Genomic DNA, 26933 nt, shown 5'->3' with positions numbered 1-26933 from the left:
TGACTTAAATAGTTGCTATGCTAATACCTTATGATATTCTGCGCGAAATTTAGCAAATTCTTCTTCTAAAACCATCATTTTTTCGATGAAATGCGTTAAATCACCTGTTTTTGACGGCACTTCTATCAATTTAGTGATTTCGTGTATACGTGATAAGCCAATTGTACCTGAATTGCCTTTCAAAGTATGCAATTCGCTCTGGATAGTTTTTACGTTATCAGGATAAGCTTCTTTGGTATTTTGAATCTGTTCCAGTGCCTCTGTCTCGAAATCTTCAAATACGGTCAACAGCATTTCTTCACCTACCATCTCCTTTAATTGGTTCACCACTTCCATATCAAACATAGGCATATCGACAGGCACACTAAAATCAAGTGTAGACTGACTTTTATTCACTTCAATAGTTTCAGACACAATCTTTTCTGTCACTTGCTGAAAAGGTACATGGGTTGTTTCTGGTTTAGCAGTTGAATTTATGATAGGTGAAGCACTATTTGCTTCTCTTCCCTCTGTTTTCACCAATTCATTTACCTTTTGTACCAGAACAGCAGCTCTGATAGGTTTGGGCACATAATCATCCATGCCCTCGCTTAAGAAACGCTCACGGTCGTGTTGCATCGAATAGGCCGTCATAGCCACTACTTTGGGTAAAGAAGTGCTATATAACGCTCTCATTCGCTTAGTAGTTTCGATACCGTCCATCTCCGGCATCTGAATATCCATAAATATCAAGTCGAAAGATGAATCATCACCAAAAATTTCAATGGCTTTGGCACCACTTTCGGCAGTGGTTACCTTGCAACCAGATTTCTGCAATATCTCTGAGGCCACTTTCCTGTTTACCTGATTATCGTCTACCAACAGGATTTTAGGCGAATAGGTATGGAAGAAATTGGTCAGTTGAATTTCGTTTTCACTGGCTTCTGATACGCTCGGACTGATGCTTGTTGAACGTACCTCAATCGTAAACCAGAAGGTACTACCTTTACCCTCGTTTGAAACAACGCCCATATCTCCTTTCATCAATCGGCATAATTCTCTTGAAATAGCCAGACCTAAGCCTGTACCACCGAATGATTTTTTGGTAGAATTATCTAATTGCTGGAATGCGCCAAACAAAAGTTTCTGGTCTTCTTCTGAAATACCGATGCCCGAATCTTTTATTTCTCCTTTTAAAACATGGATTTTGCCATTAGAAGAAACCTTTGATAAAGATACAATTACACTTCCGTTCTCGGTAAACTTGAGGGCATTAGAGGTCAGATTCGAGAAAATCTGCAATAAACGGGTCTGGTCTGCTATCAGATAAGCAGGTACATCTTCACCGATTTCATAGGTCAAACGATTGTTTTTCTCAATGGCACGTTGGCGGAATAGGGCTACCAATCGTTCCAGTAACTCCTTAATATCAAGCGGGGCATTGTGCAAATCCATTTTACCTGCCTCAATCTTCGAGAGGTCAAGAATATCATTCAGAATCGTCAATAAAGTCTCTGACGATTTCTTAATGGTTTGCACATAATCTCTTTGCTCAGGATTGAGTGGCGTTTCGTACATCAGGTCAATCATCCCAATCACTCCATTCATTGGTGTACGAATCTCGTGACTCATATTAGCCAAGAAGCGCTCTTTTACTTTCAATGAGCGTTCTGCTTCGTCTTTAGCAATCAGTAAATCTTCATTGGCATTCTTCAATTCCGAAATATCACGTGCTACCCCTTCCACCTCTACCGGTATCCCCTTGGCATCTTTAATCATCCGGATATTGAGCATAAACTGCCGCAATTCTCCATCCTTTCGCTTTACTACTACCTCAAAATTAGTAATACTACCAGCTTTCAGCAGTCCTTTGATATTCTTTGAACTATCAACCGCATTTTCAAAAAATTTATCCACCTTGTTCCCCATTACTTCTTCAACGGTATAGCCTGTGTGAGCTAAGACTGATGGAGAAATCATGCTGATATTTCCGGCCAAATCGGTACGGTAATAAATATCAATGAATGATTCAATCGTATCACGGAATTTCTGTTCGCTTTTCTGGAGGGTAATGGTAGAATTTTTCTTCTCGGTGATATTCTGCGCAATGCCCGAAATCTCTTCAATCTGTCCGGTTGAGGATGATAGAATGGGGTTCAGATAAAATTCATACCAATCATCGCCACCGTCTATTTTACCCCAGTGCATTTCAAAATATTGGGGTTTGCCTTTAAACGCCTCATTGTATTTCTCTCGGAGAATCGGCCGGTCTTCCGGTGCTATCAATCGCCAGCCGATTTTCTCGGTACTTGAATTGAGTTGCGGAGGAAAACCCAGATTTTTCTTAATCAGTTCTTCATAATTCTTGTTAAAAGAACTTAACTGACGTTTCAGGTTAACCGTCCAGATAACATGCGAACTACTATCAAAAACGGCATTCAGACGGGAAGTCTGACGAAGCAAATCTTCCTCATTTTGCTTTCTAACCAAGGCCGCAGCCACCTGACCCGAAATAAACTCTAATAATTCTAAATCTCTGATATTAAATTTATTACGGTCGCTATACGATTGTACACCAATAACCCCGGTGGTGTTGGTATCTACTTTCAGCGGTACGCACAGCATAACTTCCGGTAACGATGAACCGTAGAGTGTTAAACGTTCGGTTTCTGAGAGTTTCTCAATATCTTCTTTATAAAGAAAGAGCGGTTTATTTTGCACCATTGAGTATTCAATGATACCATTGCCCAGTTTACGGCGCAAAAAATTATCACTCGTTTCGGCATACTCATCCACTACATAAGGGTAGTAAATAGTGCCGTCTTCCGGTTCAAAAAGTGCTACGAAGAAGTTGTTGGCCTGTATTTTCTTTTGCAGTTCTTCATGTACCTGAGTCAGAAAATCTTTGAGGCTAAGGGTATTAAGGTTAAGCTGCGCAATAGTATAATACAATTGCTGAGCTCTTTCAGCCCGACGGCGTAGCGTAATATCTCTGAATAAACAACGGAAAGCGGTAGGAACGCCATTTTCAAAGCGACAACTGATGTCTCCGGAGAGGTAGACACGTTTGCTCTCTTTATTGCGCATCACGGTCTGGTAATCCACAATTTGTTTATCAGTCTTTATTTGCTCAAGGGTATCGAGCATATCTTCGGCAAATTGGGGGTGCAGAATATCCTGTAAAGAAAGTCGGGCCAATTCTTCGCTGGTATAGCCTAATACTTCTCTGAAAGCCTTATTTACAAACAAAAACCGGCCACTTAATGAAATTAGCATAATAATTTCGGAAGTATTATCAACTAAATCCTGTAATTGGTCTATGGCATCGCTATGTTCAGCTTCTTCGAGCTTACGTTTGAGTTTTTCTATCTCAAACAATAATTCTTCCTGGGATTTCTCAACCGTCATCGTTCTGGTAGTATTTATACAAAGCCAAATCTACAAAGAAAGATGAAGATTTTACGAAACTGATTAAGCTAATCTTATTTATTTACCGAAGCGTAAACCTAAGGTATAAGTAGAAGCACTGATTTGGCGCGGACTATCAAAAGGGAGTAGATATTCGTCTGTGCAGAGGTAATGACAATATTATTAGGCATCATCTGGAAAAATAAATTAATAAACTTGTATCCCACATTGGCTATGAATCCGGTTTGCAGTGTTCTGTATTTGATGGGTACAGGTGCTCCGTGTTCGAGATATAAGAATTTGCCGTTGGTGGCTATTTTATTATTCATACTGTTTAATCCTGCAGCCATTTTTACCCCAACTCCAAAATTAAAAGTTCGCTCTCCTTTTCTATTGATAAAAGTAATGCCCAGTAGTGCCTGTAAATAGAGATTTGCTGAATTTACTTTGGCTGTAGGATACTCTTTGGCTTCATAATAAGTGGGTTCTTCTTTCTCAGTCTTAGGGTCAAGAAGCATGCTGGAAACCCTTTTGATTCTTAGTTTTGAACCAAGTAAATCGAATCCTGCACCGTATCTTAATGAAATCGCTGTTCGTCCTTTTACAGCCAGGGTTTTATCAAAGAATCCACCTATACCCACCATTACGGCTCTTTCGCCTTCTATTCTGAAAAAGTCTTTTTTAAGTGTATTATCACTCGCTTTATAATTATTCCCTGCGAAATGACTATCGTAATATGGTGTACCAACACCCGACCGCACCCAGGTATTAGTAATAAATGCCTGATTTGCGCCTATAAATAAATTCAGGTTCATTTTGTTGAACCATCTTTTGGGTTTAACAGCTGTATTGGCATCACGATTTTTAAATTCATCTGCCTCTTTCAATGTTACATCTTCACTCAACGAAAAGTTTTTTTCAGAGCGTTTTTTCAGCTCTTTAAATAAAAGATTCAAATCATATTTTCCGATTTCCTTAAAATCTTCCGGTTTATCGGCATAGAAAACGATTTTTGCTTTTTTCCCGATGCGGGCAATGAGAGAATCTTCTTTAGCGTAAGTGGCAGAGGTTATCAGAACAGTTACAATTAACAGAAAGAGCTTTTTCATGGTTTAAGCGGCTTTGAACTTATTATTTTGGTTGTGTCATGAAAAAAACTCCTTTCGAGATAAGCCCATACATTTCTCGGTTCAATATTCAGTTCGCGCAGGTCTATTTTTCCCTCAGTATTGAAATGCTTGATTTGCCTTAATGCCCGCTTGGCAAAGGACTCACGTTCCATCATTTGATCAGGAATAACCGGGAAATTCAGTGAAGTAACGCGTTGCGCTTTAAAAACAACAGGATACTGAAGTATATCTTTAAAGTTTGTGGATTCAATAGGTTTAGCAATAGCACTGAGCGTTTCCACATCAGTGCTTAGTAATCTTTCATTTAATTCATACGATTCAACACTATCTTTCATTACTGCAGGGGGAATAGTGCTGTTTTTAACAGGCAAAACTTTTGGAATAAGTGTCTTTGTCCGAATAACAATTTCGGGCGTAAGTTGAGGGGTGGAAGTAGCGGTACTTTTAGTCGTAGCAATATCTACTGGTGGAATAGTGGGCGATAAAAAGAAATAAAACGATAAACCTATAGCTATACTGGCTGCTGCCCAGTATAAGGCAAGGATGTTTTTACGACTTTTTTTTTTGTCTAATTTTCCCTCAACACGTTTCCAAAGATCTGAATCGTTGAAAAAAAGGTCAAGGTCGCTCAAGTTGTCAATTTTACTCTTAATGTCTTTTTCTTCTGGTGTCATTTGGCTACACTACTTTTTTCGTTATAAGCGTTTTTTTTAGCAGCATTTTGGCTTTAAACAATTGCGAGCGCGAAGTACTTTCGGTAATATTCAATATGTCGGCTATTTCCGTGTGCGAATATCCCTCAACGACATACATATTAAAAACCGTCCGGTAACCATCAGGAAGCGATATAATGAGATCGAGTATTTCCCTACCACTCATGTCATCTTCTATACCAATGTCGGTTGCTTCCACTTCATTGTCTGCCTCTAATGCCTGAAAAAGAAAACTGCGGTTTCTCCTCAATATCTTTAGTGATTGATTCACTACGATACGTTTCATCCAGGCTTCTGTTTGTGCATCTGACTGGTAATCAAATGTTTTCAGCCCCTCAAAGATTAGTGTAAAAGCTTCTAAACAAGCATCTTCAGCGTATTGTCGGTCGTTGAGATAACGAAAACCCAAGCGCAGAAAACTTTTAGAAAACAAATCAAATAATGCTTTCTGTGCTTTTCTATCCCCAACTTTACAATGCTGTATAGTTACGTTTAAATGCATTTCTATTGACAATAATCCGGATACCTGGGCAAACGTTGCCTGATGAAATAATTTTTTTATTTTTTTTAGATGGGTGGGATTTTGTGTGTTGGTGGATGCTATTATCTAATATAATAATTCATTTTCGTAGAGACGACATGCTGGCGTCTCCATTGGCCTTTGAATATAAGATAAACTATCTATTAATTTTATCTGGCCAAACCAAATTTATTGGATTGGATATGCCTTAGGAGACGCCAGCATGTCGTCTCTACGTAATAGGTTTTTATTTTTAGTAGACTTATTCACTAACCACCAACGCCAGTTTGTTATTATCTTTATTCACGGCCATACGGGTAATTTTCGTGAGCATAGGCAACTCTTTTGTGTCAATGACCTGCCACACTTTGCTTGATTGGGGTTTATAGGCATACAGCTTTTCGCCGTCGCTGGTTAGAATATAGCCATTGGCAGTCCAGCATATATCTTCTGACTTTCCAACTGTATTCACAATCTTACTTACGGCTTTTGTAGCAGGGTCAAACTGATTAATTACCCATTGCTCAGGATTCGATTTATCTATAAAACTAAAAGCCTGCTGACTCGGGATTTTGTGTAGCGAACGTCCGGGTTTTGGGGCAATAATGGTGTTCTCTTTCGTTGAAAGATTATAATAATGCAAATTGTTTGTTGAATCTGCCAGTACGAATAATAGCAGGCTACTGGCATCAATCCATGTGTGGTATCCTACTTTCAGGTTATTAATCAGAACTGTTGCTCGGCCTCCACCAATCAGATATTGTCCTAAATCCTGTTTTCCATTATCACGTTGAATAATACAAGAAAAATAATATTCATTGGGGGTTATAGTAGGAGAATACTCTCTTTCAGAGGTATTGGTTATCTGGCGGCTAATGCCTTTTACATAATCGTACGACATAATATCTGTGCGCCCGCTATCGTTGGCCGAAGCATAATAAACAATAGGCAAAACCGGATGAAATGAGGGTTGATTATCGTAGCCTTTATGATTAGTAATGTTGACAGGGTTCGATAAGGTGAATTTGCCGTTTCTGGAATTTATATCAAACAAGTAGATTTCTGAACCTCCCTGAGCTAAGCCTGTGAATGGGAGTAGTAGATATAAGATAGTAAGGATTCGTGTCATTAGGTATAAGAAAAATCAAATTTACCACAAAAATCGTTATTCCGAAAACAAAAAAATCGGAGCAGCCAAGTAGCCACCCCGATTACGGTTTTGGTAAGATAGTTATATATTATCTTATTGAACCTGTATTTATTATATATTCCCGAGTGTCGTTATCGGCTACTATGATAAAGTCAACTCTTCGGTTTTTATCTCTGCCTTTATAATTTTTATTTGAATACTTAGGGATTTTCTCTCCATATCCGTCAACTAAGAGTCTTTTTTCATCAACACCTGCACCTTTCAAATAATTAGCTACCTGAACCGCACGCATTCTTGACAATTTTTCATTATGCGCTTTGCTACCTGTAGCATCTGTATGCCCGTTTACTACAACATAAGTATTAGGCATTTGTCTCAAAGAATAAGCTACTCTTCGCAAATCTTCTTTGGCTTCTTCGTTAATCATAAAGGAATTAACATCAAAAAGATTGCCTTTATTCATGGTTACGATGAGCCCTTCGTCATAAATCTCTACCATGGCTATGTCACCGAGGTTTTCGTTCAATGCAGGTACATAATCGGCCATCATTCTTTTAATTTCTTCTCCTGATGTTCCCCCTAAGGATACTGTCGAAATAGCGGCTTGTTCGTCATGTGGCGGTGTCATCATAGTAGTCTGATTATCAGAGTTAACAGTCATATCTCTTCCTGACATTCCACCTGTTGATCTACAACTCATATTGGTATAACTAACTGCTGCTAATGCAGTAGCTAAAAAAAGCGATTTTGAAACAATGTTACGTTGCATGGCTATAAAGTTTTTGGTAATAATTTATTAATAGTGTCAAAAAAGCTGTTCCAAATGTTGTTTTTGTATAGAAAACCGTAAAAAATACCAGAAAGTAGGAATAAAATGTAGAGAATATTCAACAAAATCGATTATTTGAATGTCATTACAGGAAGAAACAGCTAATTTTGAGCATGCAAAAAGTCAAACCTAAAAAACATCTCGGGCAACATTTCTTAAAAGATATGAACGCCGCTGAACGGATTGTGAATTTGCTTTCACTCCATAAAAACTATACAAAGGTTCTGGAAATAGGCCCGGGTATGGGTGTATTGACTCAGTTTTTATTGAAAAAGACTGATTATCAGACCTCTGTTGTTGAGATTGATACCGAATCAGTAACGTATCTGAATACCCATTTCCCTGATTTAGGAGACCGTATTTTTTCAGAAGATTTTCTGAAAATGGACTTATCGAACCTAAAAGGATTCGACAGCACAGAGCCAATTGCTATTATTGGTAATTTTCCTTATAACATTTCCTCGCAAATATTCTTTAAAGTATTAGAGCATAAAGATACCGTGGTGGAAGTGGTGTGTATGTTGCAGAAAGAAGTAGCCAAGCGCATTGCTTCGCCTCCCGGAAATAAAGATTATGGGATTTTAAGTGTACTCCTACAGGCCTATTATGATATCAAGTATGAATTTACGGTTTTGCCAGGTGCATTTAATCCACCGCCGAAAGTTGATTCGGGAGTGATAAGTGTACGCAGAAATGGGGTTGCTCAATTAGACTGTAATGAGAAAAAGTTTTTTCAGGTAGTAAAGGCAGGCTTTAACCAGAGAAGAAAAACTCTGCGCAATGCTTTAAAACCAATTGGATTGAATTTTGAACATGAATTATTGAATAAACGTGCTGAACAATTAGGTGTAGCAGAGTTTGTACTATTGACAAAGGCATTTACTGAAAACTAAACGGGTAGATATGACTACTTTTGAGCTAACCAGAGAGTATATAGAAAAACTAGAGGCTGCCATTGAGCAGAAGGATGAAAAACTGCTCAAAGCCGAAATGGACGAGTTGTACCCGGCCGATATTGCCGGGGTGATACTCGAACTCGATGGTGAGCAAGGGCATTATCTGACTACATTGCTTGATACAGAAACAGGGGCAGAGATACTATCGCATATAGAACCGGAAACCCGCAAGAGTTTTATCAAAGAACAGTTCACGGTTGAAGAAATTGCCAAATATGTAAACCTGTTTGATTCGGATGATGCTGCTGATTTGCTGAACGAACAGACGATTGAGGTACGAGAGAAGGTAATTGCCTTATTGGACGACCGCGAACAAGCTCGGTTTATCATCGATCTGATGTATTACCCCAAAGACATTGCCGGGGGCTTGATGCAGAAAGAGTTGGTAAAGGTAAATTCTAACTGGACGGTGAGTGAGTGTGTGGAGGAGATCAGGAGGCAGGCAGAAGATGTAGAAAAGGTATTTGCCATTTATGTAGTTGATGATGACCAGAAATTGCAGGGGATAGTATCCTTGAAGCAGATTGTACTGGCTCGAAAGAATACCAAGATTGAGAATATTCTCGACGATGATATTGTATTTGTAGAAACCACAGCGCCAGCCGAAGAAGTAGCCGACAGAATGCAGAAGTATGACTTAGAGGCGATTCCGGTAGTGAATACTCTGGGAAGATTATTAGGAAGAATTACAATCGATGACGTGGTCGATTTTATTACGGAGAAAGCCGAAGAAGATATTCAGGTGATGGCCGGTATCACGGGAGAGGCCGAAGAAGATGATAGTGTTTGGCAACTGGCAAAAGCCCGCTTACCCTGGTTGGTGGTTGGTGTAGCCGGTAGTTTATTGGCTGCAACGGTTATTAAAAGTTTTGAAGCTGAGTTTCAGAAAGTAGCGGCTTTGGCTGCTTTTATTCCGATTATGGGTTCGACTGGTGGCAATGTAGGTATCCAGACCTCTTCACTGATTGTACAAAGTTTGGCCGAAAAAACAGGGATTACTACCAGCTTATGGCAACGTTTGTTGAAAATTATTTTGGTAGCGCTTGTCAATGGTCTGGTAATTGGGGCATTGGCTGGTGCCTATATTTATCTCATAGGCGAGCCAGACCTTTTTCTTGTGGTTTGTTTTTCTTTATTATCGGTTGTGGTATTAGCCTCTTTTATGGGCACGGTTACCCCACTTTTATTAGATAGATTCGGGATTAATCCGGCCATAGCCTCTGGGCCTTTTATTACTACTGCCAACGATATCATTGGTATTGGTACATATTTAATTATTGCAGATTTATTGCTACATCTCTAAATTATGATTGCAGTTATACAACGCGTAAGCCAGGCCTCAGTAACGATTGACAGCGTCGTAAAAGGACAAATCGACACTGGTTTTATGATATTATTAGGCATTACTCATACCGATGCTCAAGAAGACCTGGAATGGCTTTCGAAGAAAATAGTCGGCCTACGGATATTTGGCGATGCTGAGGGGAAGATGAATCTAGATATATCAGCAGTGGAGGGAAATATCTTATTGATTAGTCAGTTTACTTTGCATGCAAACACCAAGAAAGGTAACAGACCTTCATTCATTGAAGCGGCTCGCCCAGAGGTAGCTATCCCTCTTTATGAAAAAATGATTGCTCAATTAACACAGGATTTAGGCAAACCCATTGAAACCGGAGAGTTCGGTGCTGATATGAAAGTTTCCTTATTGAACGATGGACCAGTGACTATAATTATTGATTCTAAGAATAGGATTTAGATAATCTAAAAACCACGTAGAGACGTAATGCATTACGTCTCCATTGGCCTGATAAAATCAGAAATTTCTTTTATGTTTTCAAAACCTCTAGCCAAAAACATTTATTGGGTTAGATAGACCTCTGAAGACGCAATGCATTGCGTCTCTACAAAACAACAAATAAATCTTCCTACCCCCTCAAATGCCAGGCCTTGGGCTTCACAAATGCCCTGATACCTGCATGTGAAAGTGTCGCACCAAAACCTGAGTTTTTGCGGCCACTCCAGGGTAAGGGAGCAGAAACGCGGTCGCAGCAATTCCAGTAGCCAGTTCCGGCATTTACCTGTTTTAATATTTTCTCTGCACGTTTCTTGTCTGCTGTGTATACTGCCGCTGTTAAACCATATTCAGTATCCTGCATCAGTTTAGTAGCTTCTTTATCATCTTTTACCTTCATGATACCAATGATTGGCCCGAAAGATTCATCTTTCATGACACTCATTTTATGGTTAACATCTACCAGAACCGTTGGCTCAAAGAAATACCCTTGTCCGGCCAGGCTTTTGCCACCAATCAAGAGTTTTGCCCCTTTTTTCAAAGCATCCTGCACCTGATTTTCGAGAAATTCTAACTGAGATTGGCGGCTCAAAGCCCCGATATACACACCGTCTTCTTTCGGCTGACCAATTTTATAACCATTCACCTCTTTCACAAATTCTTCTACATATTGGTCGTAGACTTTCTCATGTACATAAATTCGCTCTACTGCACAACAACTCTGGCCATTATTATAAAATGCGCCATCGGCCGTTCCAGCCGCTATGCCTTTAATATCAGCTACGTCGTCAGCCACATAAAGTGGGTCTTTACCACCTAATTCTAATTGACAAGGTACCATTTTATGTGCCACTTTTTCATAAATAGACAGCCCGGTACGATATGAACCTGTGAAGAAGTATCCATCTAAAGGGAGTTCTAATAGTTGTTCCCCAACTTCTCTTGCACCGATAGCTACCTGAAAAGCATCTTCGGGTATGCCTGCTTTTTTTAGGTATTTTTCAATTTTTTGCCCTGTTAAAGTCGAAAATTCAGAAGGTTTATAGAAAACTGCATTTCCTCCTATTAAAGCGGGAATAAACACGTTTACACCAACTAAGAATGGATAATTCCAGGCAGAGATATTACATATAACTCCAAGCGGCTCATAAGAAATTCTTTCAGTCAGATTGTCCTGACGGGTTACTACCTCATCTTTCAGGTATTTCTGAGAGTTTTCTACAAAATATTTGATTCTTGCTCTGGCGCCATTCACTTCGTTGCGGGCTTGTTGTAATGGTTTGCCCATTTCAGAAGTAAGCGTTGCCGCTAATTCTTCTATGTTTTCAGCGATTAGTTCTGAAAACTGAGCAATAATGCTGATTCGCTTTTTTAGCGGGACTCTTGCCCAGGCTTTCTGTCCTTTTTGCAGGGTTTTCAGTTTTGCCTGAAGACTTTCAGCATTATCTTCAACAAGCGTAGTAATAATTTCTTCGGTAGCCGGATTTATAACTTGCATATACTCTGATGAAACAAATGGATTGTGGGTGATATTGATAAAGCAAATCTACAAAATAATACAGTAAAAGATAGTATTCAGACTACTAACAGCTAAAAACAGAAGAAGGTTGCCTGGCAACCTTCTTCTGTTTTTACTATATATTTTGGCTCTATCACAATCATCAATCAATCGCAATACTTTCCACGCCCTTTGCAAAGGCTGTTTCTTTGATTCCGGCAATTCTTAAGCCCTCTGCCCGAATAAAGGTAACATCTGTAATACCGAGAAATCCGAGTAAGAATTTCAGGTACGGACTCACAAAATCAAATGATTGAAATTCACCCTCTGAATAAACCCCGCTGGATGAAGTGGCAATATATGCCTTTTTGTTTTTCAGGAAACCCTCAGGTTTACCCTCTTCATTATATCTGAATGTGATTCCTGGTCGGGCAATATGGTCTAAATAGGCTTTCAGGGTAGAAGGAATCGCAAAGTTATAGAAAGGTGCACCAATCACATAAATATCTGCTTCCTGCATTTCTGCAATGGCTTCATCTGAAATCTTAACAGCTTTTTCCTGCTCAGTTGAGCGGTTTGCGGCAGGCGTAAACCAGGAACCGATTTGTAGCTGGTCTAAATGTGGAAATAGATTGTTTGTCAGATTTCGTTCGTTCACAATGCTGTCAGGATACTTTTCCTGAATTTTTTCAATGATGGCATTTCCAAGTTTTTTGCTGACAGACGCTTCGCCTTGCGGGCTTGAAATAATGTGCAGTATTTTTTTCATGAGTTTTATTTTTCTTTGGTTTAAGAATTTTTTTGATGGCACAAACTTATGTATATTTGCTAATAAAAAGTTAGTAGTAAACAAAAGGTTAGTAGTAACAATTTTATTAGTATATCAGGAAAATGGGAGAATTATTAGCTAAAACAGTAGCATTTACTGAGCTGCAGTGTGGCAAAAATCTGGATGCCGCAGAAGATGCCTTATATGTGGTGGGCGGGAAGTGGACATTGCGGATAATGATTGCGCTACTGAGCGGGCACACCCGTTTCAACGATTTGCAACGGACGCTGAAAGGTATTTCGGCAAGAGTACTTTCGGGCGAATTGAAAGACCTGGAGATAAATGGTCTGGTAAAAAGGGTGGTTGATGCTAATCAGAAACCTGTGGTAGTTGAATATATGCCCACTGAATATAGTACATCATTAAAGGGTATAATTTCTTCTTTGACAGAGTGGGGTATCAAACATAAGAAGAAAATTACCTCTCAGGAATAGTCAATACTATTTAAGAGTCTTTATTATTTAATAAATAATCAATAGCATTGTTTATTTCATGAAATACTACGCCTTTTTTTATACTAGACCGTGGAATTTTCTTCACATAAATCTTATTTTCCCAATCCATATTCTCGATTATCGCAATTCTTAATTGCTTATCTCCATAAAATCCAACATCAAGACTCTTATTTCCATACTTAATAAGAAGTATATCTTCCTTTAAATAAAAAGAATCAATAGAGGTGCCAGTAAACAGATATGGTAAATCATTAAATTCAACCTGTCCACCTTTAAAATCAATAGTCGGTTGTTCCATTATATCTTGTTCTAAAAATCAATACAAGTTATCAAATAAAAATAGTATTTTAACTTTATTTGCTCCTCAAAACTTTCACCGGATTAGTCTACGCCACTTTCATCGAGTGTCGATATTGATAGCATAACCAGAAAACCCGGCTCAAAAATAGATAAGGTTGCCCGTGTTTGTGCCCATCACTTTGCGGATTCTGATTTCTTTCAGCAGAATTTCGGTACTGAAAGCCAGCATACCAAATAACTCTTTAGTGAAATAGTGATAGCCTGTATGGAAAGGAAATATTTTAGTAATAAGAGGATTACTGAATCTGTAAATGTTACCTCCATAACTATCAATAAAAAATCCTTTAAGAAATTTTAACAATTTCACAGCGTTCTAAAACTTTTAAACGTCTTATGTTTATAAAGACTGACTCGTTTAGTTGAGGCTTGCGAAAAAGGCAAGCGTATTAGCGTGGCAGGCTTTAATTATAGAAAAAGCACACTTCATTAACCACAAACTGTATGCGTTACGTAAGAAAAATAACTCCCGATCAGGTGGAGTTTCTGAGAGAAGTGTCTCGTCGTAGTCGTAATTACCGAGAACGTGAGCGGGCGAAAGCCATACTTTTAAGTTTTAAAGGGTATAACGTAACGACATTGTCAGACATTTTTGAAGTGAGTAGGGCAACCATCACCAATTGGTTGGACGCTTGGGAAGCAAGAGGAACGAAAGGTTTAAAAGATTTACCCAAGCAATCGCATAGTGTTCCTTTAGGAGAAGTGAGTAGAACGGCAAGAACAAAGGAGCTTATTTATCATTGAGAAACTTTTGAAACAAATCTACTTCTATTTTTATTAAAGTTTGTCTCTCTTAGAGGCAAACTTTTTTTGTTATTGCCCCTCGTAAATTTGATGAATCTTATTGCTTTCTTTTCAAAAAAGAGGATATTTACCACTGCAATTGTATTCAACAAATTATGAAACCTGATTTTTCTAAAATCAATCTTTTTGAAAAAAAGGAAAATACTTCTGAGTCAAACGGAACGAATACGCCTGTTTTCAAAACAGCAGAGGGAATAGGTATTAAGCCCAGATTTACGGCAGCCGATATCAAAGATGCTGAACATCTCCATTTTTCTGCCGGAATTCCTCCATTTCTGAGAGGGCCTTATAGTACTATGTATGTGATGCAACCCTGGACAATCCGTCAGTATGCAGGTTTTTCAACAGCTGAAGAATCGAATGCTTTTTATCGCAGAAATCTGGCAGGTGGGCAAAAAGGCTTATCAGTCGCCTTTGATTTGGCGACACACCGGGGCTATGATTCAGACCACCCTCGTGTGGTGGGCGATGTAGGTAAAGCAGGTGTGGCCATTGACTCGGTGGAGGATATGAAAATCCTTTTCGACCAGATACCTCTGAACGAAATGTCGGTTTCTATGACCATGAATGGGGCTGTATTGCCCATTATGGCATTTTATATTGTAGCGGCCGAAGAGCAGGGGGGGAGTCCTGAACAATTGTCAGGCACTATACAGAATGATATTCTGAAAGAGTTTATGGTGCGCAATACCTATATTTATCCACCTGAGTTTTCAATGCGCATTGTGGGAGATATATTCGCTTATGCTTCCCAATTTATGCCCAAATTCAATTCAATCTCTATTTCTGGTTATCATATTCATGAAGCAGGCGCGCCTGCGCATTTAGAATTGGCTTATACTTTAGCTGATGGTTTGGAATACATCCGCACAGGCATAGCCGCCGGAATGGATATTGATGATTTTGCCCCAAGGTTATCATTCTTCTGGGGTATTGGTATGAATCATTTCATGGAAATTGCCAAGATGCGCGCCGGACGTTTGCTATGGGCGAAAATAGTAAAACAGTTTAACCCTAAAAATCCTAAGTCTCTGGCTTTACGTACCCACTGCCAGACTTCGGGCTGGTCACTAACCGAGCAAGACCCATTCAATAATGTAGCGCGCACGGTCATTGAAGCAATGGCGGCAGCGTTGGGACATACGCAATCATTACATACTAATTCATTAGATGAAGCCATTGCATTGCCAACTGATTTCTCGGCGCGTATAGCGCGTAATACTCAATTATATATTCAGCATGAAACCGAAATCTGTCGGGTAGTTGACCCATGGGGAGGTTCTTATTATGTAGAATATCTGACTAAAGAACTGGTAGAAAAGGCCTGGGCATTGATTGAGGAAGTAGAAGCTTTGGGCGGGATGACCAAGGCCATTGAAACAGGCCTACCCAAAATGCGCATAGAAGAAGCTGCAGCGAGAAAACAGGCAAGAATTGATTCAGGTAAAGATGTGATTGTGGGTGTTAATAAGTACAAGACTAATACTGAAACCGATATAGAACTGCTTGAAGTTGATAACCAGAATGTGCGGAGAAAACAGATAGAAAGGTTAGATAGAATCAAAAAAGAACGAAACAACGAGGAAGTAGAACAGATTTTAAATAAAATTACTGAGGTAACGGCTAATGCTTCAGAAGTAGATAATTTATTGGCATTAGCTGTAGAAGCAGCGCGCAAACGTGCTACCTTGGGCGAAATATCTTATGCTATGGAAAAAGTCGTGGGCCGTCATAAAGCTACTATCCGCTCTATTTCGGGCGTATATCAGTCAGAAGTTTCTGATGATGAGAATTTCAGAATTGCTAAAGAAATGGCAGATAAATTTGCTGAACTGGAAGGTCGCAGACCTAGAATCATGGTAGCAAAAATGGGACAGGATGGCCACGACAGAGGTGCCAAAGTAATAGCTACCAGCTTTGCAGATTTAGGCTTTGATGTGGACATAGGCCCATTGTTCCAGACCCCTCAGGAAACAGCTCAACAAGCCGCTGAAAACGACGTGCATATTGTAGGGGCATCAAGCTTAGCCGCAGGTCATAAAACTCTGGTTCCTCAATTAATTGAAGAACTCAAAAAACTGGGTAGAGAAGACATTATGGTAATAGCCGGCGGAGTAATTCCCCCACAAGACTATCAGTTCTTATATGATGCTGGGGTGAAAGGTGTTTTCGGCCCTGGTACGGTTATTTCTATTGCTGCGCAGAAGATTTTGAAGGAATTGATGGGGGAGTAGTTAAAGGCGGGAGTTCTTTAACTAATAAAATCTTCGATATAACTACGGATAAAGTTACACTAAGGCAAGAGTAAGAGTTTTTCTGACAAAGCTATGCGCTGTAGCAATATAATTTGGTTTCCTTTCCTTTCCTGAGAAAACTTTACAAAAGGATAAAATAGTAACAAAGAAAAAATATCATTATCTGTAATAAGTAAAATGAATAGCCAACACCAAATGAAATTAAATCGACAGAGGACGTTGTAAAAATGAAATAATTTTTTTCATATTGATCAATAGGTTCTCTTGGCATAATCTCAATCAAAAATGGCATTAATATACCTCGCAAAAATATGCCTTTGGGTTTTCGCTGATATCGATACCCTATCTTAGGAATAAAATCTAAACCTAAAACTCTTGGATTATCGGGAGAACCTTCAAAGTTAATGGCACTATCAAATATTAAACTCATTCCTAAGTCAAGGTAATGAGTTTTTTTTCCTCTCAGAAAATCTACACCAATAAAAGCCGCTTTCAAATTTTTTGCGCTCGCACTGAGGGGCAAATAATAAAAACCGATATTAGCTATTGTCACCCAATTCTTTTGCCTTAAAGTTCTTTCATAATTCAAGCTATAAATACGGGTAAAAGCTGGAGCGTTCAGGCTTATTGCATTCTTTTTGAACCTTACGTTTTCTTCTTGTGAAAATGAACATACGTACGAATATAAGAATAACATAAATAAAAAGAACCGGATTTTCATAGTACTGGCTAATTTAAAATAATTTGTTCCTTATCAATATACTTACCGAAATCTAAATGGAGTACATAATTACCACGTTTAAATTTTTTAGTGTCGATTTTTAAAGATTTATTGTTCTTAAAATAAGCCTTATCTTTTTCATCTTTAAACTGAACACTATACACCATATTTCCTTTTAAATCTAGTAAATCTATTTTATTAAGTAGACCTTGTGCAAATTCTTTATTGTCAAAATCAATTGTTATATCAGTCTCAGAAGGATTGGGATAGATTTGATAAGAACGTGAACCACATTGAGATAGATAATAGAAATGTTCAGTTGCTCCGCAGGCATTTTCTTCTCTGACCTTTATCAGGAGAAAGTTGTTAGGGGTAGCATAGCAAATAGCGCCGTTCGGAGTAATTGTTCCGGTTCCGGCAATGACAGACCAATTGACAGAAGTAGTACCCGGTTGATAGTTCACAGTTAATATCGCATCACCAGTCGTACAATCATATCCTTGCGAAGGGCTTCCATTTACTTTTGGATCAAGAACCGGAGGACCAGAATAGACTTCTGCATAACCATAAGTATCTCCGGCAAGACCGCATTCCGACCATTTTGCTGCCACACTCAATAAACCCAAGTATCCTGTCGGAATCCCAGAGGCTAAAAGCTCTACCGGCTGATGTTGTGGTAGCACACGAATACTGTTTCCTTGAAAAGCACCATATTTTAAATTGACTCCGCTGGGTGCTGTCCAGATGTAATCACAATGAAACAAACAATTCATATATGCATTAGTGGTCAGGTTAACATTAGCTCCGTTAGGACAAACCAAAATCGTACCTCCATTAGGTGAGCTTGGAGAACTTACTGATAAGTGTACAAAGAAATCGGTATTGTCTACTGTCACTCCTAATACTTTAACCATTACATTAACCCAAGCATTAAAATCGGTTGAATTTCCATATTTCACTTTGAATTTTTTTGTGGTACTATTGATTGACTCTAGAGAAACGAGCGTATTACCAATACTTACTTCAACGGCAAAGTCTCCCCAACTTGGAAAATCATATACAATATATTCATATTGAGTATCAGGGCAACCATCTTTCACACCATCTACCCACATTGCTGAACTTTCGAAAGAAATAATAAATAAAAAGAAAACCAAAAGAAGTTTCTTACTAAAAAACAGGAAGAAGAAAACGAGCGGAATTGTTAGATAAAAGTTGCCATTTTATTATAAAAGTTTAGATGAAATTAAGCAATTCTAAATTGTACCATTAGAAAATATACGCAGAATTGTACTTTAATTTCTCAAGGAAGTTACTAAATTGAGGATTTTTTATTCACAGAGCTTTGTTGTTCTTTTAGTTCTTCCACAGCGAAATATTTAATCAAATTAAACTTATAATTTAATTAAAAACAAGACCGAACTAATAAATTTATGATTTAATGGCAGATTTTTTTCATTGTTACCACTCAATAATTTTTTAGTTTCTACAAATTCCCATTAGCCTTCTTATACCTCACACTGGCAATCAGAAAATTATAAATACTTGATAAATATTGATTCTCAGCACTTTGAAGGGCATATTCTGTATTCTTCAAATCCGATAAAAGAATAACCCCTTTCTCAAAACGGAATTTGTCAGTTTCTAAAATTCTTTGAGCCAGGGCAATGTTTTTCTTTGCCTCTTCCAGATTCAATTTCGATTGTTGTACGGTATTCCATGTACTTTTTGATTCGAAACTGAAGTCATTTCTTAATCGCTCAGTATTCAGGGTATTAATCTGCTGGCGTATTTTAAAATCATTGGCTGCGAGTCTGGCTTGTCGGCCATCAAAGATGGGTACGTTGGCTCTGATACCGACATAATTGGCAGGAAACCAGGTGCCTTTTTCAAAAGGATTAAAAGTTTCAGCTAATTGGAAGAAAGAATAATTGCCATAGGCAGAAACCATCGGTTTATTTCTTGCCAACTGCTTTTGCACATTCAGTTGGTTTAAACGCAGGTTCAATTCTTCTGCTTTTATCTCCGTACGTTTTTCAATATTCGATTGGTTTTCTATAATTTGTGAATAATTGAAAATAGCCTGTAAGTCTTCGGCCGGCTCAACTTTATCGGTCGTATTTAATTGATATTGCAAAGCAATCAACGCCAGGTCATAATCCTGCTGATTTTTGGTTTGTGCCAATCTGGCGTTGCTAACGTCTAGTTCCAATTTATCTAAATCATTCTTCAGAATAGCGCCCTGATCTAAACGGGCCTGACCTACTTCAAAATAGCTATTGGCTCTTTGTAAAGCTAATGTTGAAAGATTGAGCTTCTCTTTAGCAAACACTCCATTATAATAAGCCTCTGTAATAGCTTGTCTCAGGTTGACGCGTATCTGTGCAAGATTATTTTTCTGTACCTCTACCTGCGCGTCATTAACGGCACGATCAACCTTACGATTGGCATCATACACCTTTTGTTCAGCTTGTAGTATAAAGGTATTATTGAATGGGCGACCCAGTTTTATTTCAGTCTGCGATTCGCCTGAGCCCGGTAATGCAAAAGGCAATACCGTTGTTTGCAGTTGGGTGTTCCAGCGCAAATCTGCAGTACCGCTTACTTGTGGCAGCCATCTGGCTTTTACCTTCTCGTTTTCGGTAGAAGCAATCTGTACATTCAGGTTTTGTGATTTTAACTCAATCCGATTCTCCAAACCCCACTGAACTGCCTGTTCGAGTGTAAGATTTTGAGAAAATACCCCTGATAGTGGGAAACAGAATATAATCAATAGAATAGCTCGTGTCATACTTCGATTTTTTTTCAAAGGTATAGACTTATCAAAAGGGGCGTATAAATATTTTGATAAGACGGAAAAAAAGAAGTATCAAATCTCTTGATTTTGCAGTGAAGGTTGTCGGTTTTAGATGAGTGTTTAAGAAAAAACTCCAGACATGGTTCTAAAAAATGCGAAAGTTTAGAGGCAGGGCATTATCGTGTTTCTGCCAACTATAATAATGGAAGACAATCTCTGACTATTCAGACATTTAAAAATAATTGCATCTATCAGTTAAACCAAAATCCTACAAAACACTCTCAAATATAGGTTTAATCTGTTTATAGCTTCGTAATGTACTCATTTTCAGTCTATTAAATCCCTTAACGAATCATTAACAAATTGGCAATAAACCCCGGGCTATTCTTTTACATCTAAGATTCAAATAAGTTTAAAAAACAAAAAATAACATAACCAGAAATTCACTATGAGAAAGTTAATCATGATAGCAATGTTGGTGGCAGGAGCCATCGGTGCTAACGCGCAAAGAGGATATGATAAACGTGATGGTCGCTACGGAAGAAATGATAATGGGTATGACAGAGTAGATAGCTACCAACGTGAGGCACGCCGTCAGATTGCTAATGGAGTTGAAAGTGGAAGGATTACTTCAAGAGAAGCGAAACCTTTGATGCGTGAGGCAGAAAGAATTGAGGTGAAAGAAAATCGTTTCAAACGTGATGGTAGATTAGACCCGATGGAACGTCGCGAACTGGCACAGGATTTAGCGATATTGAATAGCTGGATTGCCCGCGAAAAACGTGATAGAGACCGTATTAGCTACAATGATTATAGCAGAGGATATGCTAGTGGCCGTTACAACGACCGCTATGGTAGAGGATTCTAACAGATGGTAGAAAAGATTAATAAATGAGTTTTATTAATAATGCTTTTTCGTAAACGACAGGGTAAGGTACTAACCTTACCTTTGTTTTTTTATATACTCCAGTTTAAACATTCAGTCACCATATTTGTTGAATCAGAAATAATCTCGCTCTTTTAGGTAAGAGTTAAGAGAGATATGTATCTTGCGCACCGATTATTCCTGATTCAATTGTATGATAAACATCACAAACGCTGTCATTAGTGCTACTATAAACCCTAAAGGAGCCGAACTAGTAAGCCTTGTCCATCAGGCTTCTCAAATAGAATATATGTGGTCGGCCGACCCTGCTTTCTGGGGTAAATCTTCACCTGTGCTGTTTCCTATCATAGGTTCTGTGAAAGAGGATAGCTTTATATATGAGGGCAAAAACTATAATTTACCTCGCCACGGGTTTGCCCGCGAGCGTGTATTTACAGTAGAAAACCAAACCGAAGAGAGTGTAACTTTCTTGTTGAAATCTGATGTAACTTCGCTCACTGTATTTCCTTTTTTATTCGAATTGCGCTTACATTATTCTCTGGATGGAAATCAACTATCTGTAAAATATGAAGTAACAAATACAGGTAATACAGAGATGTTTTTCTCAATAGGTGGACACCCGGCCTTTAAAGTGCCTGTGGTAGGAGGAACAAGCTATGAAGATTATTATCTGGAGTTCAATACTACTGAAGACCTGATGCGCTGGCCTTTGACTAAGGAGGGTTTGATTGAGGCAGCGCCAGAAAAACTTCCAGTAGAAAATGGTCGTATTCCACTAACCAAAGAATTATTTTATCAGGATGCACTCGTGTTTAAGCATTTACAGCCGGATCGTGTTACCCTGAAATCAGATAGAACAGCACATCAGTTAACATTTGATTTTAAAGGCTTCCCATTTTTAGGTATCTGGGCAGCCAAAAATGCTGATTTTGTGTGTATTGAGCCTTGGTGCGGAATCGCAGACAGCGCCAACCATAATCAGCAATTAACGGAGAAAGAGGGCATCAATCAATTGAGTGCCAATGAAATTTTTGAAAGAACATGGACGGTGGAAGTTAATTGAGTGAATGAGTGATTTAGTGATTAATCATTAGTCATGAACTCTGATTAACCTGATTTGAGGATTTCGTTGACTAAATTGAGATATGTCAAAATAAATTTAATCACTCAATCACTCAATCACTCAATCACTCAATTATTCCATATCTTTGCCAATAAATAGCTTAACTATAACCAACAGATGAAACTTTTTTACCGAAAAACAGGCGAAGGACAGCCTGTATTAATTCTTCATGGCGTTTTTGGCTCTTCCGACAACTGGTTTACGATTAGTAAAATGATAGCCGACAAGGGCTTTGCTGTCTATGCTTTAGATGCCCGTAATCATGGACAGTCGCCGCGCAGTGAAGAATTCAGTTATGAACTCATGGCCGAAGATTTGAGCGAATTTATTGACGAACACCAACTGGATAAACCGATTATTATTGGTCATTCGATGGGAGGAAAGACGGTGATGCACTTTGCCATGAAACATGAAGGGAAGTTCAGTAAGTTAATAATTGTTGATATTGCTCCTAAATATTATCCATCCCACCACGGACACATCATTCAAGGATTGAACTCTATTGATTTAGATAAACTAACCAATAGAAAAGAAGCCGAACTGCAATTAGACCGCTACGTAACGAGCGTAGGCGAGCGTCAGTTTTTGTTAAAAAACCTCTATCGTAATGAATTAGGCAAATTCGATTGGCGAATAAATCTGCCAGTTCTAAGCCGGGAAATATATCAGATTGGAGGTGATTTTACTGATACCCGTGAAATATCAGAGCCTGTTTTGTTTCTAAGAGGCAGTGAGTCGGGTTATATTTATGATGAGGATATTCCAGCTATTAAAAAAATCTTCCCAAATGCTACTGTCGAAACCATTGAGGGGGCAGGGCATTGGATTCAGGCTGATAAACCTAATGAGTTTGTGGAGGTGGTGCTTGGGTTTATTGAGTGAAGGTTTGTGAAAGGACTAAAAGTAAATCAAGGAAATGGATAAACACAGGCCATTTGAGATTGCAAAAACACTAAATAGTTTTTCAAATGAGTATTTCGTCGAAATACTATTTGACGATAAAAGGAAAGAAAACTTAGGTCATGTTTTAACCATGACCAGTGTTATAGATATTGAAATGCTTTACAGCAAAATTTTTGCTTTTAAAGAAAGCGCCAATAAAATAGATTTTGCCAATAAACACTTTAATGGTTATTGGGAAGATCATCCTTTCCCTAATCCGATTGTTTTATATTGGGGTGGCATGGACACAACAAAAAACAATTTGGGAGTCTTGGTAAATTTAATTGCTTATGAATTTGGTCCTACTATCGTATATAGTATTACTTTAGATAAGGTATTTGTTGTAGAAGAGTTATGGCATATTATAAGTGAGATTAACAGAATACCAGAAATATTTGAAATGACATTGGATGAGCTTATTGAAATTCTGCAATGGTGGGCTAAGATTGTAGAAGAATTAAAAAATACTCCTGATATGTTGCTATAGGAATAGTATTCTATGTTCCATTTGTGTCACCTGACATTAGGAAGGGACACTAATGGCAAGAGTCTTAGTGATGGGGTATGCCTAAATCCTAGCCATCAGAGTCCCCTTGCTAAACTTTGGGCTTTCACACACGGGAGACTCTGATGGAACATAAAATGCTACTGTTGAAACCATTAATGGTGCGGGCCACTGGATTCAGACTGATAAGCCTAATGAGTTTGTGGAGGTTGTGGTTGGGTTTATTGGGTGAAATCTTAAAACGTATATCATTAAATGAGTTTAATTAGTTTTGAAATCACACCTTTATTTGGGCTTTTACTGATTTTTATAATATTGTTTATAGTAATTAGAATCATAAAAAGGAAGAATAATAAATGATTCTCGTTCTCCAAACTATATTTATCGTTAGCCGTTTTTAAAACGGCTGACGATATGACTGAATGAAATTCAACCAAACAGGGAAAACATAAAATCAAATTCAATTTTAGGAAATATAAAGCCTTAGCCATCTTTCTCTAATGTTTTAAGCAATAATATAAACGATGGAATTTGAGTTGAAAAAAGAAAATTATATTCTACATACTGGTAGAATAGATATTGTAAAGTATATAGAAACATTTACTCCAAATGAAAGAATTGGAGAAATCTTGACTACTTTTAATCGAATAGGATTAGAAGAAGACTTAGCTGATTTAGAAAAAGTTATTAATAACAAATTAAAACAATTCCAATGGTGGGGGTCAGAATTGCATTTTATTGTAACCGAAGATAAAATAACAAAACTGTACTTTGATATCCTTCTTAATCAATTTGATATGAAAGAATACATAGAAATACCAACTAGTGAAATATATCCGATAGTAAAAGCATATGTCGCGTTTTTACAAGAAGATGTGAATTGATTTCTGAAAGATACGATATTTGAAGTTCCATCAGTGTCTCCTGACGATAGGAGGGGACACTGATGGCAAGAGTCTTAGTGATGGGATAGCCTAAATTCTAGCCATCAGAGTCCCCTTGCTAAACTTTGGGCTTTCACACACGGGAGACTCTGATGGAACATAAAATGCTACGGTCGAAACTATTGAGGGGGCTGGGCATTGGATTCAGGCTGATAAGCCTAATGAGTTTGTTGAGGCTGTGGTTGGGTTTATTGGGTGATTATTTCGACTATAATATTTTATAGCTAAATTGAGAAATCATGAAAGAGTATACGCGAGATTACCAAATCGAAATGGATATTGATTGGTGTTTTTTGGGAGAAAATAGAACTATAGCTCAGTTTACTTCCGCGGGAGGAATATTGCCTGATATGATTGCAAGTAATGCGGAAGACAATATTATACTCAATGATTTTATTGATAATCTTGAGCCATTTACAGAGGCTATCATAAGCCCTCATCTGGCAAAATACTTTAAATTATCAAGTATTTCCTCTCTTGTTGGCTATAGTTCTTATGCTAAGAAGGGAATTTTAATTTTTGATAAGACATTTGCATGCCCAGGTGATTTTGATATAACCTATCATTTAATTGCTAGACCTGCCGAATTTCTAAACTTCGAAATGCTACCAGACAAGATTAAAGGCATTTTGTTAAAAACACAGCAAAAAATTAGATTTGATGATTTCGAAAAATTAGATGCTGGATATACTCCTTGGGCATCATTATTTACTGACTACTATGTTCCAACCTTATATGAAGAACCTAAGAAGAGTAAAAAATCATGGTTTAATAGTTTATTTCACTAAACCATCCCCCCAACAATCTTAGCAGAAGAAAGCGCTAAAGGTATTCCACCGCCCGGATGCACACTTCCCCCAACAAAATACAAATTCCTGATTCTTGATGAGAAATTTGCGTGGCGGAGAAATGCCGCAAACTTATTATTCGAGCTATTACCATATAAAGCTCCTTGAACTGAGGAAGTTTTCATTTCTATACTTCTTGGGTCAAGAATGCTTTCTGATTCTATTAAGGTAGCAATATCGGTTTTCAGATTTCTATTGAGTTTATCAATTACATTTTGTCGGGCTTCTGCAATGAGTTTGTCCCAATCCTGTCCGTCATTGGCAGGCGCATTCAGTAAGATAAACCAGTTTTCGCAGTCAGCCGGAGCATCATCTTTTTTGTATTTCGAAGTGATATTCAGATAAATCGTTGGGTCATTATAAATGGACTTCTTCTGAAACTGATGTTCAAATTCTACTTTATAATTGTCCGAAAAGAAAATATTGTGTAAGCCCAACTCTGGGAACTCTTTTTTGATTCCCCAATAAAAAATCAAACCTGAGCCGCTTTTGGGTTGATTGAGTAGCTTTTCAGGGTGTTTGGCATTTGGCAAGAGTTTTCTGTAAGTAGGGGTAATATCCATATTACTCACTACTATATCAAACGCCCGAAAATCTTCGGTTTTATCCTCTTCTGCCTTTGCAATTTTTAAACCCTTTACCTTTTTATTCTCCACAACTATTTCTTTCACCCGGGTATTGAAATGAAACTTCACTCCTAAATCCTTTGCCAATTCTACCAGGCTTTCAGTAATGCCAAACATACCATTTTTCGGAAAAAATGCCCCGATATTGTATTCCAGATGAGGGATGATATTCATGGTAGCCGGTGTCTGATAGGGGTCAGATCCGTTATATGTCGCATAACGGTTGAATAGTTGCACGGCTTTGGGCGTAGAAAAAAACTGTTCGTTAGCTGCATTCATAGTATTAAAAATACCTAATCTATGCAGATTCATGTATCCTTTCAATGCTTTGGCAGAAGTCCAGGTGGATAGTTTATGAAGGGAGTCTTCAAGAAATAGCCCGCTTAATATTTCATACTTAAAAGCGCTATCTTTTAGCATTTTCGTGGTTTTTTCAGCAGGCTCGCCCAATTGTTTTTCAGCTTCCTGCGCAAATTCTTGCGTATTGGCAGATACATTTAGCCTTGTACCGTCTTCCCAGAAGTATCGGCATATTTCTGGTAGTCTGATATATTCAAAATAATCGTTGACTAATTTGCCTGATAATTCAAACAGTTCTTCTACCAGCTGTGGCATGGTAAATAAAGAGGGCCCAGCATCGAAACGATAACTGCCCTGCTCGAAACTGCTTAGTTTCCCTCCCGGATAATTATTGGCTTCAAAAACTTCTACTTCATAACCTTTGTTGCGTAAGCGAATCGCCGTGGCAATGCCACCAATACCTGCACCAATAATTCCTGCATTCATAAAGTCCGGGTTCTTATCAAAATTGTCTGCAAACTATTAACAATATACGGGCCTCATTTGTTAATAGAAAGAGAACT

At 38.2% G+C, this 26933-nt stretch carries 26 protein-coding genes; 12 read left to right on the top strand and 14 right to left on the bottom strand.

The window, feature by feature from the left end; translation table 11 throughout:
• Positions 1-15: 15 nt before the first annotated feature.
• The 6 genes from D0T08_RS03950 to D0T08_RS03925 all read right to left on the bottom strand — a co-directional run bounded on the left by D0T08_RS03950 (position 16) and on the right by D0T08_RS03925 (position 7669).
• A complete protein-coding gene (locus D0T08_RS03950) occupies positions 16-3387 on the bottom strand; it encodes a PAS domain S-box protein (RefSeq protein WP_116981271.1) in 3372 nt (1123 codons plus the stop codon).
• A 98-nt stretch (positions 3388-3485) separates the two neighbouring features.
• Positions 3486-4496 carry a hypothetical protein gene (locus D0T08_RS03945; protein ID WP_116981270.1) on the bottom strand — a complete coding sequence of 337 codons (1011 nt, stop codon included), beginning with the start codon at positions 4494-4496 and terminating at the stop codon, positions 3486-3488.
• Positions 4493-5191, bottom strand: a complete 699-nt coding sequence (locus D0T08_RS03940; RefSeq protein WP_116981269.1) for a hypothetical protein — start codon at positions 5189-5191, stop codon at positions 4493-4495. Before D0T08_RS03940 ends, D0T08_RS03945 begins: the two co-directional genes overlap by 4 nt.
• A 4-nt stretch (positions 5192-5195) precedes the next feature.
• Positions 5196-5732 (bottom strand): RNA polymerase sigma factor, encoded by a 537-nt coding sequence (locus tag D0T08_RS03935; RefSeq protein WP_116981268.1) that lies wholly within the window; start codon positions 5730-5732, stop codon positions 5196-5198.
• Positions 5733-6012: 280 nt separating this feature from the next.
• Positions 6013-6879 carry a hypothetical protein gene (locus tag D0T08_RS03930; protein ID WP_116981267.1) on the bottom strand — a complete coding sequence of 289 codons (867 nt, stop codon included), beginning with the start codon at positions 6877-6879 and terminating at the stop codon, positions 6013-6015.
• Between the two features lie 109 nt (positions 6880-6988).
• Positions 6989-7669, bottom strand: a complete 681-nt coding sequence (locus D0T08_RS03925; protein ID WP_116981266.1) for an OmpA family protein — start codon at positions 7667-7669, stop codon at positions 6989-6991.
• Between the two features lie 173 nt (positions 7670-7842).
• Between D0T08_RS03925 and rsmA the strand changes: the two genes are divergently transcribed.
• The 3 genes from rsmA to dtd are packed head-to-tail and all read left to right on the top strand — an operon-like array spanning position 7843 to position 10444.
• Positions 7843-8622, top strand: a complete 780-nt coding sequence (rsmA, locus tag D0T08_RS03920; RefSeq protein ID WP_116981265.1) for a 16S rRNA (adenine(1518)-N(6)/adenine(1519)-N(6))-dimethyltransferase RsmA — start codon at positions 7843-7845, stop codon at positions 8620-8622.
• A 10-nt stretch (positions 8623-8632) separates the two neighbouring features.
• A complete protein-coding gene (gene mgtE / locus D0T08_RS03915) occupies positions 8633-9988 on the top strand; it encodes a magnesium transporter (RefSeq protein WP_116981264.1) in 1356 nt (451 codons plus the stop codon).
• Between the two features lie 3 nt (positions 9989-9991).
• A complete protein-coding gene (gene dtd, locus D0T08_RS03910) occupies positions 9992-10444 on the top strand; it encodes a D-aminoacyl-tRNA deacylase (RefSeq protein WP_116981263.1) in 453 nt (150 codons plus the stop codon).
• A gap of 169 nt (positions 10445-10613) precedes the next feature.
• Here the strand turns inward: dtd and D0T08_RS03905 are convergent, their stop codons facing one another.
• Together D0T08_RS03905 and D0T08_RS03900 are read right to left on the bottom strand one after the other, a co-directional pair.
• Positions 10614-11978 carry an aldehyde dehydrogenase family protein gene (locus D0T08_RS03905; protein ID WP_116981262.1) on the bottom strand — a complete coding sequence of 455 codons (1365 nt, stop codon included), beginning with the start codon at positions 11976-11978 and terminating at the stop codon, positions 10614-10616.
• Positions 11979-12141: 163 nt separating this feature from the next.
• The gene (locus D0T08_RS03900) at positions 12142-12747 is read right to left on the bottom strand and encodes an FMN-dependent NADH-azoreductase (RefSeq protein WP_116981495.1); all 606 of its coding nucleotides are present in this window, start codon (positions 12745-12747) and stop codon (positions 12142-12144) included.
• 122 nt (positions 12748-12869) lie between these two features.
• Here D0T08_RS03900 and D0T08_RS03895 point away from each other — a divergent pair, with 122 nt between their 5' ends.
• Entirely contained in the window at positions 12870-13241 is a 372-nt protein-coding gene (locus D0T08_RS03895; protein WP_116981261.1) for a helix-turn-helix domain-containing protein, read from the top strand.
• 10 nt (positions 13242-13251) lie between these two features.
• On the opposite strand, the gene D0T08_RS03890 is transcribed toward D0T08_RS03895, so the two are convergent.
• Together D0T08_RS03890 and D0T08_RS03885 are read right to left on the bottom strand one after the other, a co-directional pair.
• Positions 13252-13560 carry a hypothetical protein gene (locus D0T08_RS03890; RefSeq protein WP_116981260.1) on the bottom strand — a complete coding sequence of 103 codons (309 nt, stop codon included), beginning with the start codon at positions 13558-13560 and terminating at the stop codon, positions 13252-13254.
• A 141-nt stretch (positions 13561-13701) separates the two neighbouring features.
• Positions 13702-13929 (bottom strand): hypothetical protein, encoded by a 228-nt coding sequence (locus D0T08_RS03885; protein ID WP_116981259.1) that lies wholly within the window; start codon positions 13927-13929, stop codon positions 13702-13704.
• Positions 13930-14063: 134 nt separating this feature from the next.
• Here D0T08_RS03885 and D0T08_RS03880 point away from each other — a divergent pair, with 134 nt between their 5' ends.
• Together D0T08_RS03880 and scpA are read left to right on the top strand one after the other, a co-directional pair.
• Positions 14064-14363: a helix-turn-helix domain-containing protein gene (locus tag D0T08_RS03880; protein WP_116981258.1), complete on the top strand. Its 300-nt coding sequence runs from the start codon at positions 14064-14066 to the stop codon at positions 14361-14363.
• Between the two features lie 155 nt (positions 14364-14518).
• Positions 14519-16657: a methylmalonyl-CoA mutase gene (gene scpA, locus D0T08_RS03875; RefSeq protein WP_116981257.1), complete on the top strand. Its 2139-nt coding sequence runs from the start codon at positions 14519-14521 to the stop codon at positions 16655-16657.
• 142 nt (positions 16658-16799) lie between these two features.
• Here the strand turns inward: scpA and D0T08_RS03870 are convergent, their stop codons facing one another.
• The 3 genes from D0T08_RS03870 to D0T08_RS03860 form a co-directional block, all read right to left on the bottom strand.
• Entirely contained in the window at positions 16800-17399 is a 600-nt protein-coding gene (locus tag D0T08_RS03870; protein WP_147322700.1) for a hypothetical protein, read from the bottom strand.
• An 8-nt stretch (positions 17400-17407) separates the two neighbouring features.
• On the bottom strand, positions 17408-18556 hold the full coding sequence (locus D0T08_RS03865; protein WP_147322699.1) for a T9SS type A sorting domain-containing protein: 1149 nt from the start codon (positions 18554-18556) through the stop codon (positions 17408-17410).
• Between the two features lie 329 nt (positions 18557-18885).
• Complete coding sequence (locus D0T08_RS03860; RefSeq protein ID WP_116981254.1) at positions 18886-20190, bottom strand: TolC family protein; 1305 nt, start codon at positions 20188-20190, stop codon at positions 18886-18888.
• A gap of 454 nt (positions 20191-20644) precedes the next feature.
• On the opposite strand from D0T08_RS03860, the gene D0T08_RS03855 reads away from it, so the two are divergent.
• From D0T08_RS03855 to D0T08_RS03820, 6 genes are all read left to right on the top strand, one after another.
• On the top strand, positions 20645-21064 hold the full coding sequence (locus D0T08_RS03855) for a hypothetical protein (protein WP_147322698.1): 420 nt from the start codon (positions 20645-20647) through the stop codon (positions 21062-21064).
• 211 nt (positions 21065-21275) lie between these two features.
• Positions 21276-22145 (top strand): aldose 1-epimerase family protein, encoded by an 870-nt coding sequence (locus D0T08_RS03850; protein WP_116981252.1) that lies wholly within the window; start codon positions 21276-21278, stop codon positions 22143-22145.
• Positions 22146-22322: 177 nt separating this feature from the next.
• A complete protein-coding gene (locus D0T08_RS03845; RefSeq protein WP_116981251.1) occupies positions 22323-23087 on the top strand; it encodes an alpha/beta fold hydrolase in 765 nt (254 codons plus the stop codon).
• A 34-nt stretch (positions 23088-23121) separates the two neighbouring features.
• Positions 23122-23634, top strand: coding sequence for a hypothetical protein (locus D0T08_RS03840; protein WP_116981250.1), 513 nt, complete (start codon positions 23122-23124; stop codon positions 23632-23634).
• A gap of 542 nt (positions 23635-24176) precedes the next feature.
• Positions 24177-24536 (top strand): hypothetical protein, encoded by a 360-nt coding sequence (locus D0T08_RS03830; protein WP_116981248.1) that lies wholly within the window; start codon positions 24177-24179, stop codon positions 24534-24536.
• A gap of 299 nt (positions 24537-24835) precedes the next feature.
• Entirely contained in the window at positions 24836-25384 is a 549-nt protein-coding gene (locus D0T08_RS03820; RefSeq protein ID WP_116981247.1) for a hypothetical protein, read from the top strand.
• Here the strand turns inward: D0T08_RS03820 and crtD are convergent.
• The gene (gene crtD, locus D0T08_RS03815) at positions 25381-26856 is read right to left on the bottom strand and encodes a 1-hydroxycarotenoid 3,4-desaturase CrtD (RefSeq protein ID WP_116981246.1); all 1476 of its coding nucleotides are present in this window, start codon (positions 26854-26856) and stop codon (positions 25381-25383) included. The two genes, D0T08_RS03820 and crtD, sit on opposite strands and share 4 nt — an antisense overlap.
• Positions 26857-26933 lie beyond the last annotated feature (77 nt).

The organism is Emticicia sp. C21 (assembly GCF_003418935.1).
Classification (GTDB): Bacteria; Bacteroidota; Bacteroidia; order Cytophagales; family Spirosomataceae; genus Emticicia.
The sequence above is the reverse complement of the archived record's forward strand: the minus strand, read 5'-3'. Positions and strand labels throughout refer to the sequence as shown.

Bases quoted from the DNA above. Each gene is read 5' to 3' on its own strand.
- D0T08_RS03900 (WP_116981495.1), bottom strand. From the start codon at position 12,747: ATGAAAAAAATACTGCACATTATTTCAAGCCCGCAAGGCGAAGCGTCT.
- scpA (WP_116981257.1), top strand. From the start codon at position 14,519: ATGAAACCTGATTTTTCTAAAATCAATCTTTTTGAAAAAAAGGAAAAT.
- D0T08_RS03905 (WP_116981262.1), bottom strand. From the start codon at position 11,978: ATGCAAGTTATAAATCCGGCTACCGAAGAAATTATTACTACGCTTGTT.
- D0T08_RS03930 (WP_116981267.1), bottom strand. From the start codon at position 6,879: ATGACACGAATCCTTACTATCTTATATCTACTACTCCCATTCACAGGC.
- D0T08_RS03820 (WP_116981247.1), top strand. From the start codon at position 24,836: ATGAAAGAGTATACGCGAGATTACCAAATCGAAATGGATATTGATTGG.
- D0T08_RS03935 (WP_116981268.1), bottom strand. From the start codon at position 5,732: ATGCATTTAAACGTAACTATACAGCATTGTAAAGTTGGGGATAGAAAA.
- D0T08_RS03945 (WP_116981270.1), bottom strand. From the start codon at position 4,496: ATGAAAAAGCTCTTTCTGTTAATTGTAACTGTTCTGATAACCTCTGCC.
- D0T08_RS03895 (WP_116981261.1), top strand. From the start codon at position 12,870: ATGGGAGAATTATTAGCTAAAACAGTAGCATTTACTGAGCTGCAGTGT.
- D0T08_RS03855 (WP_147322698.1), top strand. From the start codon at position 20,645: ATGAGAAAGTTAATCATGATAGCAATGTTGGTGGCAGGAGCCATCGGT.
- D0T08_RS03890 (WP_116981260.1), bottom strand. From the start codon at position 13,560: ATGGAACAACCGACTATTGATTTTAAAGGTGGACAGGTTGAATTTAAT.
- D0T08_RS03860 (WP_116981254.1), bottom strand. From the start codon at position 20,190: ATGACACGAGCTATTCTATTGATTATATTCTGTTTCCCACTATCAGGG.
- D0T08_RS03925 (WP_116981266.1), bottom strand. From the start codon at position 7,669: ATGCAACGTAACATTGTTTCAAAATCGCTTTTTTTAGCTACTGCATTA.
- mgtE (WP_116981264.1), top strand. From the start codon at position 8,633: ATGACTACTTTTGAGCTAACCAGAGAGTATATAGAAAAACTAGAGGCT.
- D0T08_RS03940 (WP_116981269.1), bottom strand. From the start codon at position 5,191: ATGACACCAGAAGAAAAAGACATTAAGAGTAAAATTGACAACTTGAGC.
- dtd (WP_116981263.1), top strand. From the start codon at position 9,992: ATGATTGCAGTTATACAACGCGTAAGCCAGGCCTCAGTAACGATTGAC.
- D0T08_RS03870 (WP_147322700.1), bottom strand. From the start codon at position 17,399: ATGAAAATCCGGTTCTTTTTATTTATGTTATTCTTATATTCGTACGTA.
- D0T08_RS03880 (WP_116981258.1), top strand. From the start codon at position 14,064: ATGCGTTACGTAAGAAAAATAACTCCCGATCAGGTGGAGTTTCTGAGA.
- rsmA (WP_116981265.1), top strand. From the start codon at position 7,843: ATGCAAAAAGTCAAACCTAAAAAACATCTCGGGCAACATTTCTTAAAA.
- D0T08_RS03840 (WP_116981250.1), top strand. From the start codon at position 23,122: ATGGATAAACACAGGCCATTTGAGATTGCAAAAACACTAAATAGTTTT.
- D0T08_RS03845 (WP_116981251.1), top strand. From the start codon at position 22,323: ATGAAACTTTTTTACCGAAAAACAGGCGAAGGACAGCCTGTATTAATT.
- D0T08_RS03850 (WP_116981252.1), top strand. From the start codon at position 21,276: ATGATAAACATCACAAACGCTGTCATTAGTGCTACTATAAACCCTAAA.
- D0T08_RS03950 (WP_116981271.1), bottom strand. From the start codon at position 3,387: ATGACGGTTGAGAAATCCCAGGAAGAATTATTGTTTGAGATAGAAAAA.
- D0T08_RS03830 (WP_116981248.1), top strand. From the start codon at position 24,177: ATGGAATTTGAGTTGAAAAAAGAAAATTATATTCTACATACTGGTAGA.
- crtD (WP_116981246.1), bottom strand. From the start codon at position 26,856: ATGAATGCAGGAATTATTGGTGCAGGTATTGGTGGCATTGCCACGGCG.